The sequence below is a fragment of the Stenotrophomonas sp. 71799_Sma genome (genome assembly GCF_056482505.1).
The window spans coordinates 1931998-1947606 of record NZ_CM151202.1; the positions used below are offsets into that span (position 1 = coordinate 1931998).

At 61.7% G+C, this 15609-nt stretch carries 11 protein-coding genes and 1 pseudogene; 10 read left to right on the forward strand and 2 right to left on the reverse strand.

Features of this window, described 5'->3' with window-relative positions:
• Window positions 1-50 precede the first annotated feature (50 nt).
• The 9 genes and pseudogenes from ACZK4Z_RS09005 (at window position 51) to ACZK4Z_RS09045 (ending at window position 12693) form a co-directional block, all read left to right on the forward strand.
• Entirely contained in the window at window positions 51-1883 is a 1833-nt protein-coding gene (locus tag ACZK4Z_RS09005; RefSeq protein WP_478451377.1) for a monovalent cation:proton antiporter-2 (CPA2) family protein, read from the forward strand.
• A gap of 283 nt (window positions 1884-2166) precedes the next feature.
• Complete coding sequence (gene folD, locus ACZK4Z_RS09010; RefSeq protein WP_014036908.1) at window positions 2167-3045, forward strand: bifunctional methylenetetrahydrofolate dehydrogenase/methenyltetrahydrofolate cyclohydrolase FolD; 879 nt, start codon at window positions 2167-2169, stop codon at window positions 3043-3045.
• 572 nt (window positions 3046-3617) lie between these two features.
• A complete protein-coding gene (guaB, locus tag ACZK4Z_RS09015; protein ID WP_164161824.1) occupies window positions 3618-5075 on the forward strand; it encodes an IMP dehydrogenase in 1458 nt (485 codons plus the stop codon).
• Between the two features lie 107 nt (window positions 5076-5182).
• Window positions 5183-5659 carry a hypothetical protein gene (locus ACZK4Z_RS09020; protein ID WP_478451379.1) on the forward strand — a complete coding sequence of 159 codons (477 nt, stop codon included), beginning with the start codon at window positions 5183-5185 and terminating at the stop codon, window positions 5657-5659.
• Window positions 5656-7221 (forward strand): glutamine-hydrolyzing GMP synthase, encoded by a 1566-nt coding sequence (gene guaA / locus ACZK4Z_RS09025; protein ID WP_478451380.1) that lies wholly within the window; start codon window positions 5656-5658, stop codon window positions 7219-7221. The genes ACZK4Z_RS09020 and guaA overlap by 4 nt, the downstream gene beginning before the upstream one ends.
• 96 nt (window positions 7222-7317) lie before the next feature.
• A pseudogene (locus tag ACZK4Z_RS09030) lies at window positions 7318-8551 on the forward strand (IS3 family transposase).
• A 172-nt stretch (window positions 8552-8723) separates the two neighbouring features.
• Window positions 8724-9917: an N-6 DNA methylase gene (locus ACZK4Z_RS09035; protein WP_478451382.1), complete on the forward strand. Its 1194-nt coding sequence runs from the start codon at window positions 8724-8726 to the stop codon at window positions 9915-9917.
• On the forward strand, window positions 9914-11599 hold the full coding sequence (locus ACZK4Z_RS09040) for a hypothetical protein (protein ID WP_478451384.1): 1686 nt from the start codon (window positions 9914-9916) through the stop codon (window positions 11597-11599). Before ACZK4Z_RS09035 ends, ACZK4Z_RS09040 begins: the two co-directional genes overlap by 4 nt.
• A gap of 32 nt (window positions 11600-11631) precedes the next feature.
• Complete coding sequence (locus ACZK4Z_RS09045; RefSeq protein WP_478451385.1) at window positions 11632-12693, forward strand: hypothetical protein; 1062 nt, start codon at window positions 11632-11634, stop codon at window positions 12691-12693.
• A 69-nt stretch (window positions 12694-12762) separates the two neighbouring features.
• Here the strand turns inward: ACZK4Z_RS09045 and ACZK4Z_RS09050 are convergent, their stop codons facing one another.
• Both ACZK4Z_RS09050 and ACZK4Z_RS09055 read right to left on the reverse strand, forming a co-directional pair.
• Entirely contained in the window at window positions 12763-13119 is a 357-nt protein-coding gene (locus ACZK4Z_RS09050) for a hypothetical protein (protein WP_478451387.1), read from the reverse strand.
• 544 nt (window positions 13120-13663) lie between these two features.
• A complete protein-coding gene (locus tag ACZK4Z_RS09055) occupies window positions 13664-14587 on the reverse strand; it encodes a LysR family transcriptional regulator (RefSeq protein WP_478451388.1) in 924 nt (307 codons plus the stop codon).
• 96 nt (window positions 14588-14683) lie between these two features.
• Between ACZK4Z_RS09055 and ACZK4Z_RS09060 the strand changes: the two genes are divergently transcribed.
• Window positions 14684-15523, forward strand: a complete 840-nt coding sequence (locus ACZK4Z_RS09060; protein ID WP_478451389.1) for a type 1 glutamine amidotransferase domain-containing protein — start codon at window positions 14684-14686, stop codon at window positions 15521-15523.
• Window positions 15524-15609 lie beyond the last annotated feature (86 nt).

Below are 15609 nucleotides of genomic sequence, written 5' to 3' on the forward strand. Positions count from 1 at the left end.
GGCATTGCTCTATTGTTGAACCCGATTCTGGATCTTGGGGAAAACACCGCATGGCGGTAGAAGCAGCGACCAGCGAGCTGGTCAAGGTCGTGGCCCTGCTGGGCGCGGCGGTGGTGATGGTGCCTTTGTTCCGCCGGGCCGGCCTGGGCTCGGTGCTGGGCTACTTCGCCGCTGGCCTGGCGATCGGACCGTTCGGGCTGGGCTGGTTCTCCGACCCGCAGGCCATCCTGCATACCGCCGAGCTCGGCGTGGTGATGTTCCTGTTCGTGATCGGCCTGGAGATGCGGCCCTCGCACCTGTGGAGCCTGCGCAAGGAAATCTTCGGGCTGGGCACGCTGCAGATCGTCACCTGTGCGGTGGTGCTGACCAGCATCGCCAAGCTGTTCGGCCTGCCGTGGCAGGTGGCCTTCATCGGCGCCACCGGTTTCGTGCTGACCTCCACTGCGGTGGTCATGCAGCTGCTGGCCGAGCGTGGTGACATCGCGCTGCCGTCGGGGCAGAAGATCGTCTCCATCCTGCTGTTCGAAGACCTGCTGATCGTGCCGTTGCTGGCGCTGGTGGCCTGGATGGGCCCGAGCGCTGGCAGCGCCGATGGCGAAGGTTCGCGCTGGCTGTCGGTAGCGATCGGCGTCGGCGCCATCCTCGGCCTGGTGCTGGTCGGCCGCTTCCTGCTCAATCCGCTGTTCCGCGTGCTGGCCGAATCGAAGGCGCGCGAGGTGATGACCGCCGCCGCGCTGCTGGTGGTGCTGGGTGCGGCGCTACTGATGCAGCTGTCCGGCCTGTCGATGGCAATGGGCGCGTTCCTGGCCGGCGTGCTGCTGAGCGAGTCGACCTTCCGCCACCAGATCGAAGCGGACATCGAGCCGTTCCGCGGCATTCTGCTCGGCCTGTTCTTCCTCAGCGTGGGCATGGCGCTGGACCTGAGTGTGGTGGCCGCGCACTGGCAGCTGATCCTCGGCCTGGTGCTGGCGTTGATGGCGGCCAAGGCGCTGTGCATCTACGTGGTGGCGCGCGTGATGGGCAGCGATCACGCGCAGGCGCTGGATCGCGGCGTGCTGATGGCGCAGGGTGGCGAGTTCGCCTTTGTGCTGTTCTCCGCCGCCGCATCGGCCGGCGTGATCGATCTGGAGATCAATGCCAACTTCACCGCCGTGGTGGTGCTGTCGATGGCGCTGACCCCGCTGGTGGTGCTGGTCTACAAGCGCATCGCACCGAAGCCGACGGTGAACATGGACGGCGTGGACGAGGCCGATGGCCTGTCCGGCAGCGTGCTGCTGATCGGCTTCGGCCGCTTCGGCCAGGTTGCCAGCCAGTCGCTGCTGGCGCGCGACGTGGACGTGACCATCATCGACAACGATGTGGAGATGATCCAGAGCGCGGCGCGGTTCGGTTTCAAGATCTACTACGGCGACGGCACGCGTCTGGATGTGCTGCATGCTTCCGGCGCCGCCACTGCGCGCGCGATTGCCGTGTGCGTGGACAAGGCCGAAGCGGCTGACCGCATCGTGGAGCTGGTGGCGCACGAGTTCCCGCAGGCCAAGCTGATGGTGCGTTCGTTCGACCGCGAGCATTCGCTGCGGCTGATCCATGCCGGTGTCGATTTCCAGATCCGCGAGACGTTTGAATCGGCAGTGCTGTTCGGCCAGGCCGCGCTGGTGGAGCTGGGGGCGGATGAGGATGACGCGGTGGAGATCGCCGAGCAGATCCGCCGTCGCGATGCCGAGCGCTTTGAGCTGGAAATTGCCGGTGGTGGTTTGAATGCCGGCGCCCGGATGATCTACGGCAACAGCCCGCAGGGTGTACCGACGCCGACGCCGTTCACTGCGCCGAAGCGTGAGAGCAAGACGCTGAACCCGCAGGATGTGCCGGAAGAGGAAGAATAGCCCGGTAGTGCCGGCCGCTGGCCGGCAACCTCATGACGTCGGGACGTTTCCGTATTTGCCGGCCAGCGGCCGGCACTACCGACGGATAGTGCGCTGAGGTTGCCGGCCAGCGGCCGGCACTACCAGGTGGTCGGCCATTTGCCGTTGTCGGCCAGCGGCCCGTGTTGCCGGTCGGTGGCAATGTGCCGTTGTCGGTCAGCGGCCGGCATTGCCAAAGCCGGCGGTGGGCGAGGGGGCCTGAATCGGGGACAATAGCGTCCCCGCCGCCCCACGCCTGCTCCCGATGACCGATTCCGCCCCCCAGCTTCCTGCCCGCATCCTTGATGGCCGCCGTATCGCCGAGGACCTGCTCGACAGCCTGAAGGTGCGCGTCGACGCCCGCGTGGCCGCCGGTGGCAGCCGTCCGGGCCTGGCCGTGGTGCTGGTCGGTGGCGACCCGGCCTCGACCGTGTACGTGCGCAACAAGCGCCGTGCCGCCGAGAAGGTCGGCATCGAAGCACATGACTACGACCTGCCGGCCGGTACCACCGAAGCCGAGCTGCTCGACCTGATCGACCAGCTCAACGCCGACCCGAAGATCAACGGCATCCTGATCCAGCTGCCGCTGCCGGGCATTCCCGACGCGCGCCGGCTGATCCAGCGCATCGACCCGCGCAAGGACGTGGACGGCTTCCATCCGGAAAACGTCGGCCACCTGGCCCTGCGCGAGTTCGGCCTGCGCCCTTGCACTCCGCGCGGCATCACCACGCTGCTGGGCCACACCGACCAGCCGGTGCGCGGCCGTAACGCCACCATCGTGGGCGTGAGCAACCACGTCGGCCGCCCGATGGGCCTGGAACTGCTGATTGCCGGCTGCACCGTGACCAGCTGCCACAAATTCACCCCCAAGGACGTGCTGGAACAGGCCGTGCGCAACGCCGACATCCTGGTGGTGGCCGTCGGTCGCCCGGGCATCGTGCCGGGCGAGTGGGTGAAGCCGGGCGCGGTGGTGATCGATGTGGGTATCAACCGGTTGGATGACGGCCGCCTGGTGGGTGATGTCGGGTTTGAAGCGGCGGCCCAGCGGGCCAGCTGGATCACCCCGGTGCCGGGTGGCGTGGGCCCGATGACCGTGGCCACGTTGATGCAGAACACCCTGGAAGCCGCGGAAGCGCTGAGCTGACCTGCTGTTGGGGAGATCTGCCGTCGGTGGGTGCCGACCGTTGGTCGGCACAATGCCAGAGGGGTGGGGCTCCTGCTGGGGCACTGGTGTCTGAGAGAGAGTGCGGACCAACGGTCCGCACCCACCACAGGCAGGCCGACGACCGGCTGTTGGTAGGTGCCAACCTTGGTTGGCACGATCCGTCCGGCGCCTGGACCCCAGATGGGATGACGGCCTCTCCCTGCTTGTGCCAACCAAGGTTGGCACCTACCAAAGGCGGTTCCGTGGCGGTTCCATGTCCGTGGCGGTTCGGTGGGTGCCAACCTTGGTTGGCACGATCCGTCCGGCGCTGGACCCCAGATGGGGTGAAGGCCTCTCCCTGTTTGTGCCAACCAAGGTTGGCACCTACCAAAGGCGTTCCGAGGCGGTTCCATGTCCATGGCGGTTCCGTGGGTACCAACCAAGGTTGGTACCCACCCAGGCCCCCCCCTGAACCAACCACCGCCCGCGCGACACTGCGTCGCATCTACCCCCTGCCACAGGGTGCCAAAAAGGGGTAAAATGTCGCGCTTCCCCACATCTCGGGTATGCCGATGCTGCGCATCCAGGCTGAAGCACTCACTTACGACGACGTCTCGCTCGTCCCCGCCCACTCGACCATCCTGCCCAAGGACGTCAACCTCGAAACGCGGTTGACCCGAGACCTGAAGCTGAAGCTTCCGATCCTGTCCGCCGCGATGGATACCGTCACCGAAGCCCGCCTGGCCATCGCCATGGCACAGCTCGGCGGCATGGGCATCATCCACAAGAATCTCAGCCTGGAACAGCAGGCCGCGGAAGTGGCCAAGGTCAAGAAGTTCGAGGCCGGTGTCATCCGCGACCCGATCACCGTCGGCCCGGAAACCACCATCCGCGACGTGTTGGCCCTGACCCAGGCGCACAACATCTCCGGCGTGCCGGTGGTGGGCAGCGACGGCCTGCTGGCCGGCATCGTGACCCACCGCGACATGCGCTTCGAGACCGAGCTGGACGATCCGGTCCGCCACATCATGACCAAGAAGGATCGCCTGATCACGGTCAAGGAAGGCGCCGCCTCCGACGAAGTGCTGCAGCTGCTGCACCGCAACCGCATCGAAAAGGTGCTGGTGGTCAATGATTCGTTCGAACTGCGTGGCCTGATCACCGTCAAGGACATCCAGAAGAACACCGACTTCCCGAACGCTGCCAAGGATCTGTCGACCCGCCTGCTGGTCGGCGCTGCCGTCGGCGTGGGTGGCGACACCGATCGCCGCGTGGAAGCGCTGGTCGCCGCCGGCGTGGACGTGATCGTGGTCGATACCGCGCACGGCCATTCGCAGGGCGTGCTGGACCGCGTCAGCTGGGTCAAGAAGAACTTCCCGGGCGTGCAGGTCATCGGTGGCAACATCTGCACCGGCGAAGCCGCACTGGCGCTGCTGGACAGCGGCGCGGACGCCGTGAAGGTCGGCATCGGCCCGGGCTCGATCTGCACCACCCGCGTGGTCGCCGGCGTCGGCGTGCCGCAGGTCACCGCGATCGACCTGGTGGCCGAAGCGCTGCAGGACCGTATCCCGCTGATCGCCGACGGTGGCATCCGCTACTCGGGCGACATCGGCAAGGCGCTGGCCGCCGGTGCCTCGACCATCATGGTCGGTGGCCTGCTGGCCGGTACCGAGGAATCGCCGGGCGAGACCGAGCTGTACCAGGGCCGTTCGTACAAGAGCTATCGCGGCATGGGTTCGCTGGCTGCCATGGAGAAGGGGTCGAAGGACCGCTACTTCCAGGACGCCGCCACCGCCGACAAGCTGGTGCCGGAAGGCATCGAAGGCCGCGTGCCGTACCGCGGCCCGGTGGGCGGCATCATCCACCAGCTGATGGGCGGCCTGCGCGCCACCATGGGCTACGTGGGCTGCGCCACCATCGAAGACATGCGCAGCAAGCCCAAGTTCGTGAAGATCAGCGGCGCCGGCCAGCGTGAGAGCCACGTCCACGACGTGACGATCACCAAAGAGCCGCCGAACTACCGCGCCTGATGCGCTTGCGAACTGCTCTTGCGATTACGGGCAGCCTGCTGATGGCAGGCTGTTCGTTGTCCGAACCGCCGCCGCGCTCCGGGTCTCCGGGCGCGGCGGTTTCGCAATTGCAGGATGTACAGGCGTGCCAGAACGCGTTCTCGCTGCCGAAGGGCTGGCAGGTGCAGGCCGCTGGCGAACAGCGCTGGCTGCTGAAAGGTACTGGCGAGCGTCCGCTGCAGGTCACGCTGCAATGCATTACCGAGCTGCTGCACGGGCCGGATGATCCGGTGCTGACGCCGGTGCTCGGTCCGTTGGAGCCCGCACGCATGAGCGTGCGCTGGGCGTCCTGGGGCGCTGCGGAGTCGGGCGTCTCGATGGCGGCGCTGCAACGGCGCATCGTGCCCGGCACCGAAGTGCAGGAAATCGCCGAGCTGCCGCGCGCCGACCGCTCCAACCCCAGCGCACCGCACGGCCTGCTGATGCTGCGCTGGGACGAGGAAGACACCTCACATATTCAACAACGCGAGGCGTTCATCGCCACGCTGACGCAGAGCCTTGAAGCGCCGGGCGCTGCGAAAAACACCACTGGAACGGCACCATGACCAACATCCATAACGACAAGATCCTCATCCTCGATTTCGGCGCGCAGTACACGCAGCTGATCGCCCGCCGCATCCGCGAGCTGGGCGTCTACTGCGAAATCTGGGCGTGGGACCACAACCCGGCCGAGATCGCCGCGTTCGGCGCCAAGGGCATCATCCTGTCCGGTGGCCCGGAATCGACCACGCTGCCGGGTGCGCCGGCCGCACCGCAGGAAGTGTTCGACAGCGGCCTGCCGATCTTCGGTATCTGCTACGGCATGCAGACCCTGGCCGCTCAGCTGGGCGGTGCCACCGAAGCCGCTGACCAGCGCGAATTCGGCCACGCCGAAGTGAACGTGATCAACCCGGATGCACTGTTCAAGGGCCTGAGCGACCACGGCGGCGCGCCGAAGTTGAATGTCTGGATGAGCCACGGCGACCACGTCTCCGTCGCACCGCCGGGCTTCACCATCACCGCCACCACCGACCGCATTCCGGTGGCCGCCATGGCCAACGAAGAAAAGCGCTGGTACGGCGTGCAGTTCCACCCGGAAGTGACCCACACCCTGCAGGGCCAGGCGCTGCTGCGCCGCTTCGTGGTGGATGTGTGCGGCTGCCAGACCCTGTGGACCGCCGCCAACATCATCGACGACCAGATCGCCCGCGTGCGCGAACAGGTGGGCGATGACGAGGTGATCCTGGGCCTGTCCGGCGGCGTCGATTCGTCCGTGGTGGCTGCGCTGCTGCACAAGGCCATCGGCGAGAAGCTGACCTGTGTGTTCGTGGATACCGGCCTGCTGCGCTGGCAGGAAGGCGACCAGGTGATGGCGATGTTCGCCGAGCACATGGGCGTAAAGGTGGTGCGCGTGAATGCCGCCGACCGTTACTTTGCCGCGCTGGAAGGCGTGAGCGACCCGGAGGCCAAGCGCAAGATCATCGGCAACCTGTTCGTCGAGATCTTCGATGAAGAGTCGAACAAGCTGAAGAACGCCAAGTGGCTGGCGCAGGGCACCATCTACCCGGACGTGATCGAGTCGGCCGGCAGCAAGACCGGCAAGGCGCATGTGATCAAGAGCCACCACAACGTGGGCGGCCTGCCGGAACACATGAAGCTGGGCCTGGTGGAGCCGCTGCGCGAGCTGTTCAAGGACGAAGTGCGCCGCCTGGGCGTTGAGCTGGGCCTGCCGCGCACCATGGTCTACCGCCATCCGTTCCCGGGCCCGGGCCTGGGCGTGCGTATCCTGGGCGAAGTGAAGCGCGAATACGCCGAGCTGCTGGCCAAGGCCGATGCCATCTTCATTGATGAGCTGCGCAAGGCCGACCTGTACGACAAGACCAGCCAGGCGTTTGCCGTGTTCCTGCCGGTGAAGTCGGTGGGCGTGGTGGGTGATGCGCGGGCTTATGAGTGGGTGATTGCGCTGCGGGCCGTGGAGACGATTGACTTCATGACGGCTCATTGGGCGCATCTGCCGTATGAGTTCCTGGGTACGGTGAGCAACCGGATCATCAATGAGTTGCGGGGGGTTTCGCGGGTTGTCTATGACATCTCGGGGAAGCCGCCGGCGACTATTGAGTGGGAATGAGTTGAAGAGCGAGGGCGCCGAGAGGCGCCCTTTTTTATCCACATGACCCGTCCTGAATTGGGTTGACACCTTTTCCCTCTGGAAAAGGAATGTTCAATGAAATCAACAATCAGGCGCAGTCAGCGGGATTACTCGCTGGCCTTCAAGTTGTCCGTGGTCGATCAGGTCGAGCGTGGAGAACTGACCTATAAGAAGGCTCAGGAGCGATACGGTATCCAAGGCAGCAGCACGGTTCTGAAGTGGCTTCGCCGCCATGGTCGGCAGGATTGGTCAGGTGGTGCATCATCTGCCCCCATGACGACTTCTCTCAAAAGTGGACCGGCCACGCCGCTGACGCCGGAACAACAGATCAAGGCCCTGCAGGTCCAGTTGCGGGAGGCCAACGAGAAAGCACAGCTTTTCGAAGCCATCGTGGATGTCCTCAAAGAGGATTACGGGGTGCGCATCGTAAAAAAGCCTTCAGGCAAGTCCTCACGCAAGGGCGCCTCAAAGGCGTAAGCGTGGCAAGGGCTTGCCGCCATTTCGGCATCAGTCGACAGGCGTTCTATCAAGCGGGGTGCCGGCATCAACGACGACGCGCCAGCGAGACCAAAGCACTGGCGCTGGTGAGCGATTGCCGCGTGCGGCAGCCACGGATCGGGACGCGCAAGTTGCACCATTTGATCGAACCGAAGCTGCAGGCGGCGGGAATCACCATGGGACGTGACCGGTTGTTTGACGTACTTCGGGAAGCGCGCCTGCTGGTACCGAAACGTCGGGCTTATCACAAGACTACCGACAGCCATCATCGCTTTCGCAGGCATCCGAATCTGCTCAAACCTGGCCAAGGATGCGTAATACCAACCGGTAGCGAGCAGGTGTGGGTGGCGGACATCACCTATCTGCCGACGCAGGGGAAGTTCGTGTATCTGAGCCTGGTCACCGATGCCTGGTCGCGCAAGATCGTGGGCTGGAGCGTGCATGAAACGCTACAGACAGAGCAGGTAGCTCAGGCGCTGGAGATGGCGCTGAAAGGGAGAAAGACACCGCAGAAGCTGATCCATCACTCTGATCGTGGAATCCAGTACTGCTCGGATTACTACCAGAAGATCCATGCGCGGCACGGCCTGACCTGCTCGATGACCGACGGCTACGACTGCTATCAGAACGCTCTGGCAGAGCGAGTCAACGGGATCCTCAAGTGCGAGTTCCTGCTTCATCGCCCACGGGACCTGGGGCAAGCCCGCCAGATGGTGGCTGAGGCCGTAGACATCTACAACGCTGAGCGCCCCCCCTGTCCCTTAAAATGCAGACGCCCGATGCGATGCATCGGGCGTCTTTGGCCGCCTGACGGCGGCCGGACCATCCACCCATCGGTGTCAACCTATGGCAGGACGAGTCAACAGGATGAACTAAAGGCATGCCTGTCGCCTTGGCACCCTTGGGGGGCATTGCCGTCGTGGGAGATGATGTCTTGCAGGCAATGTTCAGCTACCATTTCCTGAAACAAATGGGCGATAGCTATGCGCCAAGCTGACAATTCATCCCTCGCTCGCAAATTCCACAGTCAGTACTACACCAAGGCAGCGATTGGTAGGCTGTTGGTCGCCTCACTGCGGCAGAACGATGTCGCAACAGCCTTGGAGTTGGGGGCCGGAGAGGGGGCCTTGATCGCAGCAGCCCGGGGGCGTTGGCCAAGCGCACATTTCGTGTCTGTTGATATAGACCCGAGGAATGCGCCCACGGGAATTGCGACTTCTCGTTCTCACTTTGTCGACGACGCATTGCGGCATGACTTGCCAGCCCGCATCGGTATGGCTGAAGGGAGTGCGGATCTAGCTTTGTGCAATCCACCCTTTGCTCTACGCAAGTGGGACAAGCGATATCAGCAGATCCTTTCTCGCGCAGGTCTTCCGACCGCAGGCGCAGCAACCTTTGGAGCTGACGCTTTCTTCATTGCGCAGAATCTGTGGCTGCTAAAGCAGCATGGCGAGCTAGGCGTGATAGTCCCGGCCGGATTAATTGCTGGGAGTAGGAGTCAGGCGATTCGCGAGGCACTGTTGGAGCAACATCAAGTTCACCAAGTCGTTGAACTGCCCGCTGGTGTCTTTAGTAATACCGAAGTACGCACATACCTCCTTTGTATTCAGAAAGGAAGTCGAACGAACGCGCCAGTCACCCTTCGTCGCCTCGATGTTGATGGGTCTGAGGGAGCCCCTATTGCGATCGGAGCAACGGAGGCTGCCTCTCGGATGGATTATTCGCATTACGCGGCCGAGCATCATTCAAGCGTCAAACAAGCAAAGCTAGGCGATTTGGAAGTTCTTCGTGGGACAGTGGAGGTTGGTAGTGCGCGACGCTTGGGTGCAAGGCTGATCCACACCACGGATATACAAGGTGGGAGCGTGACTTGGTCGGGAGATCGGGTTGGCGAGCTTCCTGACTCTACCGTTCGAGCGCGACAAGGAGATTTGCTTCTCGCTAGGGTTGGCCGAAATTTCTTCGCGAAAATCGCTGTTTTGGACGGTGATGAAGCGCCTCTGAGTGATTGTGTATTTGCAATTCGCTCAAATGCATATGAGCCGTCTCAGCTGTTCGGTGCCTTCACGAGCGAGGCTGGTCAGCAGTGGCTGCAGGCGCGTGCCCGCGGTGCATGTGCGCAGTACATAACCAAGGATGATCTTCAGATGTTTCCAGTGGCGGAGTTTATTAAGTGACCGGGAATTTGGCTGCAACGGACGTTGCGTTTGTTGAGCGTGCGGACGAGCTTGATGAGGCTACGTTGGTCCGCAAGACCGTTGATAATCAATTCTATCTTGACATTCGCCGCCGCCTCCTTTCACAGGGCGCAAAATTGCTGGTCGGGCCGCGTGGGACTGGAAAGACTCACCAGATGCGCTTTGTTTATCAGGAGTGTGTCAGGGATTCCACCAAGCCTGCGGCAATATTCTCTAGCTTCTCCCGCTATGTGCGCCTTGAGCCGCTACTGAAGACATCTCGTTCGGCTGTTACTGTATTCCAGTCTTGGGTTATTGCAAAAATATCTTTGGCTGGCTTTGCACTTTTGCGTGATATTGATCATCCTGTTGACAGCGTTGAGCGTTCCTACCTTGATTGCTTTGATCTCAATAGTGAAGATGCTGAGCGATTCGTTTCTTTCATCGAAAGCAGGGGTGGCAAGGAGGTAATTCCTCCAGAAGGATTTACGCTTGGGGCTCTCCATCAATGGTTTGATGAGCTGCTTCGGCTGTCCAATAGAACGCGTTTAATTGTGCTGCTTGACGATGCTGCGCTGTCGATGACTCCAGAGTACTTGGTTGAGTTCTTTAATATTTTCCAGGATCTGAAGTCTCCGACTGTTTCACCCAAAGCATCTGTCTATCCAGGTACGTCGCAATACGGGCCTAGACTGCATCTTCGACACGATGTCCAGCCAATCAATGCATGGCTTAGCATTGAGGATCCTGCGTACGACGAGACAATGAGTAAGCTCATCGATGCATGGTCGGTGCGCTTAGCAGAACTTCCGGAAGGTGTCGTAGATCTATTCAAGTATGCGTCGTTCGGGGTGCCGAGAGTACTCATGTCATTGCTCCGAGCTTACGTAGAAGGCTCTTGGGGCACTGTTCAGCAGGGTGTGAATGCTGTTATCGAGCAGCAGGTCGAGTTGATGATTGCGGAATATGAGTCGCTGGCGCAGAAGGTTCCTCAGTTTGGCACCGTAATCGGCGCGGGTGCGACGCTGTTTAACTCGCTGGCTAACCAGGTTGCGGAAGCCAACCGTCAGCAAAAAGATTTACGCCAGGTCATTGTTGGTATAGCGGCGAAAGACATTCGTACGCTTGAGGCCAGAATGCTCAGGTTCCTGGTTGAAGTTGGCCTCCTTTATCCCATGTCATCAGTTAAGCACGGTGATGATCGCGCTTATTTGCGATTCATTCCTCATCTTGCTCCGCTGATATTCCGAAGGGCGTTTGAGCACTCAAGTGGGTTTTCGGCTAAGCGGCAGGTTGCTGTTCTGAGGGCTGATCACAAGCGTCAGCCCCTTAGGTTTTCATTATCCAAGCTACTTCCTGATGTGCATCTTCATCTCGATCTTTCTCGTTGCACGCGATGTGATACATCAAGGCTTTCGGAGGTTCAGAAATTCTGCCACAACTGTGGCGCTGAACTAATAAATCAGTCGGCTTACGAAGCATGTATGGCCCTTTCAATTGATGTCTTGCCTATAACTGAGCGGCAGAAAGAGGCGCTTCGCGAGCAATTCTCTACGATTGGCGACATTATTGCCGCCCAAGATCCTGCTACCGAGTTGCGGACCTACGGATTGATCGGGCAAAGACGTGCCGCGAACATCGCGGAGAAGGCACAGAAGTACGTGGATGAGTATTTCTCATGAGCTCTCACAAGGGTGCAGTCAAGAAGTCGCATGTGTCCGCCTTGTATTTGGAGGCGACGATCACCCAGCCAATGACATCATTCCTTAGTCATGAGTTGATTGACCCGGATCTCGAGATTGATGCTCGATCTGCCATTGATCAATTTGTGGCCACAATTGAGGAACTGAATGTTGTGCTCGCTCGGCATTCAAAGGTTGGGGCAGCTGGAATAGATGAAGTTGAAGCTTCCGTCGAAAATGATGGCGACTCATTGGAGTCGCTATTTGCAATTGATGACTCAATTGAAGATTCCAATGGGGTTGAGATTGGTCTGAGCAATCAGGAGGCATCAGATGACGAGGGGATGGCTCGCGCCATTTCACCAGAGAGTCCGAGCTCTTCTTCCGCCGAGGATGAGGTTACCCTGCAGCTAAATAATCTAGTCTTCTTGGGCTACATGTCTGCAGTAGAAAGCTACTTTCGCTGCCTGACTAGACAGCTAATTCACGTTGATGAATTTACAGCTGAGGCGGTTCAGGATGTGAAGATCGCATTTGGTGCAGCGAAGCACGCAGCACCGGGCTTGCTTCCAGAAGTTCTTATGGAAGATATGACTTTTATTACTAATGATTCGATCAGGGATCTGCTGAATAAGGTTATTGGTGTGGGCGTGGACGGAGTTTCGGATCTAATCAAGGAGTACGACCGCATATGCCAGTTGAGGCACTGTATCGTTCATCGATTTGGGAGGCTTGGCACACGCAACGCGATGAAGCTTGGGTTTGGTGTGCATAAGTCACTGCTGGAAAGAAAGATAAAGATTCCGGGTGCCAAGCTTGAGGTTATTGCCTTTAATCTTCTTAATTTTGTCAAGTCAATTAATAATCATGTGTACTCTGGCGTTATGAAGCGAAGCTCTTCTGAGAGTTTGGATTGGCAGTGGAATATTGATTGCGATAGAGAGGCATTCGCCCGGTACTACTCAATATTTCAGAAGACAACGTCTCCTGGCGAGTCTCTTCAGGTCGACGATGCATACAATGCGTTTAGATCAACATTTGAGAAAGGCAGCGCGACTCAAGTGCAGAGGGCTAAGCAGGCCCGTCGCGCATAGCGCCGGATATTCCATTTGATTGGGTGGACGCCGCTGCCCGTCGATGATCGTGGTTCGCTTGGAGGGTGCTTACTCCGGCCTCACCTCACAACAAGCCCACTCAACCAGCCCCCGGCAAGCCAGAAACAGCCCATCCACAACCCCCTCATCCAAATGCCGCTCCGGGTCCGCTGCCACTCGGCAGCGGTCTGCCGCGTGCAGCAACTCCAGTACCGTCAGCGCTCCCACCATCGCGCGCTCGCTCCTGGCCAGACTCACGCGGCGGCCGGGTGACACATCGGTTTCCGGCCAAGGATGCCCATCCGCCCCTTCGCAGCCGCGCATGCGCTTGAGGATGCCGAGCAGGGAGTTCAGGTCGGGCAGGGGAGTGTCGTCGTTGATGGGCTCAACAACCGTGTACGAAGAGAAGGTGTCGGATTCGTTCATGGCGGCGGCTTCCGTGGCTGTGCTTAACAGCGCCACCGCGAAGAGGTGGCGGACGGTGCGGGTTCCAAACCGGGACAGACAGTTGTCAATAACCGGCGGGTCCGAAGACCCCCACGCACCGCCCGCCATAAAGGCCGACGGATTGCCCGCCGGCACCGGTTAAGGACGGTGCCGACGGGCAAGCGTAAACAACTATCTGTCTCGGGTTTGGACGCCCGCTGCCACCCGTTGTCGGTGGCGCGCCATGGTGTTTACGCAGCCGCTTCGAATGCCAATAGAAATTCGCGAAGGAAACGCGGAATCCGAGAGCAGAGGACTATTGTTGCACGCACCATTCGTGCAGCACGCGACGCCAGTAGACGCATTCGCGCAGCTACTCTGTCGATTGCGAATTCGCGTGGCGCAATCGCCCACGCCACAAGCGAATAGCGCGACGGCCTTCTTTGCAACAGTTCTTAGTCCGCCTCGGCATGCAACGGCACGCGATCAGCCCCACACCCCGAAAAACGGTTCAAACCCGACATCGCAAACGAGCTTTGTAGCCTCAACCAACGCCGTCCTCAGCCGTGCTCGCATTCCCCACCAACAACTCAATCATCGCCCGCGCCGCCGCCGACTGCCGCCGATGCGGCGCATAGATCACCGAGAACGGGCGCGATCTCCCCCGCAGCTGCGGCAACACTTCTACCAGCTGCCCACGCTGCAATCGCTCGCGCACGATGAACGCATAGCTCTGGCAGATGCCGATGCCCTGTTCGGCCAGCGACACCACGCCCAGCACATCGTCGGAAGTCTCGATGGACGAACGCGGCAGCCAGTCCACGTCGCGCCCGTCGTCGCGGAAGATCCACGGCGCCAGCCGCCCGGTGCGCGGCATCACGAAGGGCAGGCACAGGTGCTGCTGCAGGTCGTCCAGCGTCTGCGGCGTGCCGCGGCGCTGCAGGTAGTCTGGCGCGGCCACCAGCAGCAGTGGGGCGTCTTCCAGCTTCCGCCCCACCAGCCCGCTGTCCGGCAGCTGGCCCAGGCGGATGGCCAGGTCGAAGCCTTCGGCCACCAGGTCCACGTTGCGGTTGGTGATGTTCAGTTCCACCTGCACCTGTGGGTACTGCTGCGCAAAGCGCGCCAGCACGGGCGGCAGCCGGTAGTGGCCATAGGTGGTGGGCACGCTCAGGCGCACGCGGCCGGCCAGCGCGCCGTCCTGGGCCAGTACGTCGCGCTCGGCGTCGTCCAGCAGGCCGAAGGCGGTGCGCACCTGTTCCAGATAGAGCCGCCCGGCGTCGGTCAGGCCCACGCGGCGGGTGGTCCGCTGCAGCAGCTGCCGGCCCAGCCGCGCTTCCAGGCGGGTGACCGCGCGGCTCAGCACCGAAGGCGTGGTGGACAGCGCCACCGCGCCGGCCGTGAACGAGCCGTGCTCGACCACCGCCAGGAACACCTCCACGTCGCCCAGGTAGTCGAACTTGCGGCTCATTTAGCTCTCCGGGGAACAGATGTTTTGCGATGGGGCCAATTTATCGCCGCTGGGGCGATGAATAAAGTGGCGGCCATTCCCCGATAGGAGCTCCCCATGAACCTGATGACCCGGCTGGCCGCAGCGCTGGCCCTGACCCTGGCCGCCAGCGGCGCGCATGCCGCCAACGTGCTGGTGGTGCTGTCCGACGAAAACCACTTGGACCTGAAGGACGGCAAGGTGCTGTCCACCGGCTTCTATCTCAACGAGTTGATGCAGCCGGTCAAGCTGCTGCTGGACGCGGGCCACGAGGTGACCTTTGCCACGCCGCAGGGGCGGGCGCCGACGGTGGATGCGTCCTCGGTGACGGCGGCGTACTTCGGCAACGATGCCGCGCAGCTGGCGCTGCACAAGGAACTGCTGGAGAAACTGGCGCTGACATCGCCGACCGCCTCGCCGGTGGTCAGCCTTGCGCGTGTCGAGCAGCAGGGCTATGCGCATTTCGATGCGGTCTACATTCCCGGTGGCCACGCGCCGATGCAGGACCTGCTGAAGAGCCCGGCGCTGGGCCGGCTGCTGGCCGACTTCCACCAGCGCAACAAGACCACCGCGCTGGTCTGCCACGGGCCGATCGCGCTGCTGTCCACGCTGCCGGATGCGGCGGGTTTCGTGGCGAAGCTGGACGCGGGTGCGATGCCGGCTACGCCGAAGTGGATCTACAGCGGCTACCAGATGACGGTGATCAGCAACCAGGAGGAAGAGCAGGCCAAGCCGCTGCTGGGCGGCGGTGAGATGAAGTTCTACCCGCAGACTGCGTTGGTGCGGGCGGGGGCGAGGTTCAGCAGCAATGCCGCGCCGTGGACGGGGCATGTGGTGGTGGACCGTGAGCTGATTACCGGGCAGAACCCGGCTTCGGCGCTGGAGGTGGGGCAGCGGTTGGTGGAGCGGTTGAAGTAGGGCGGATTCAGTATCGCATGCGGTGCCGTGGCACCATGGCGGACTGGCCTCGTCCTTCCGGGCGGGGCCGTTTTCCCAGGGAAGCC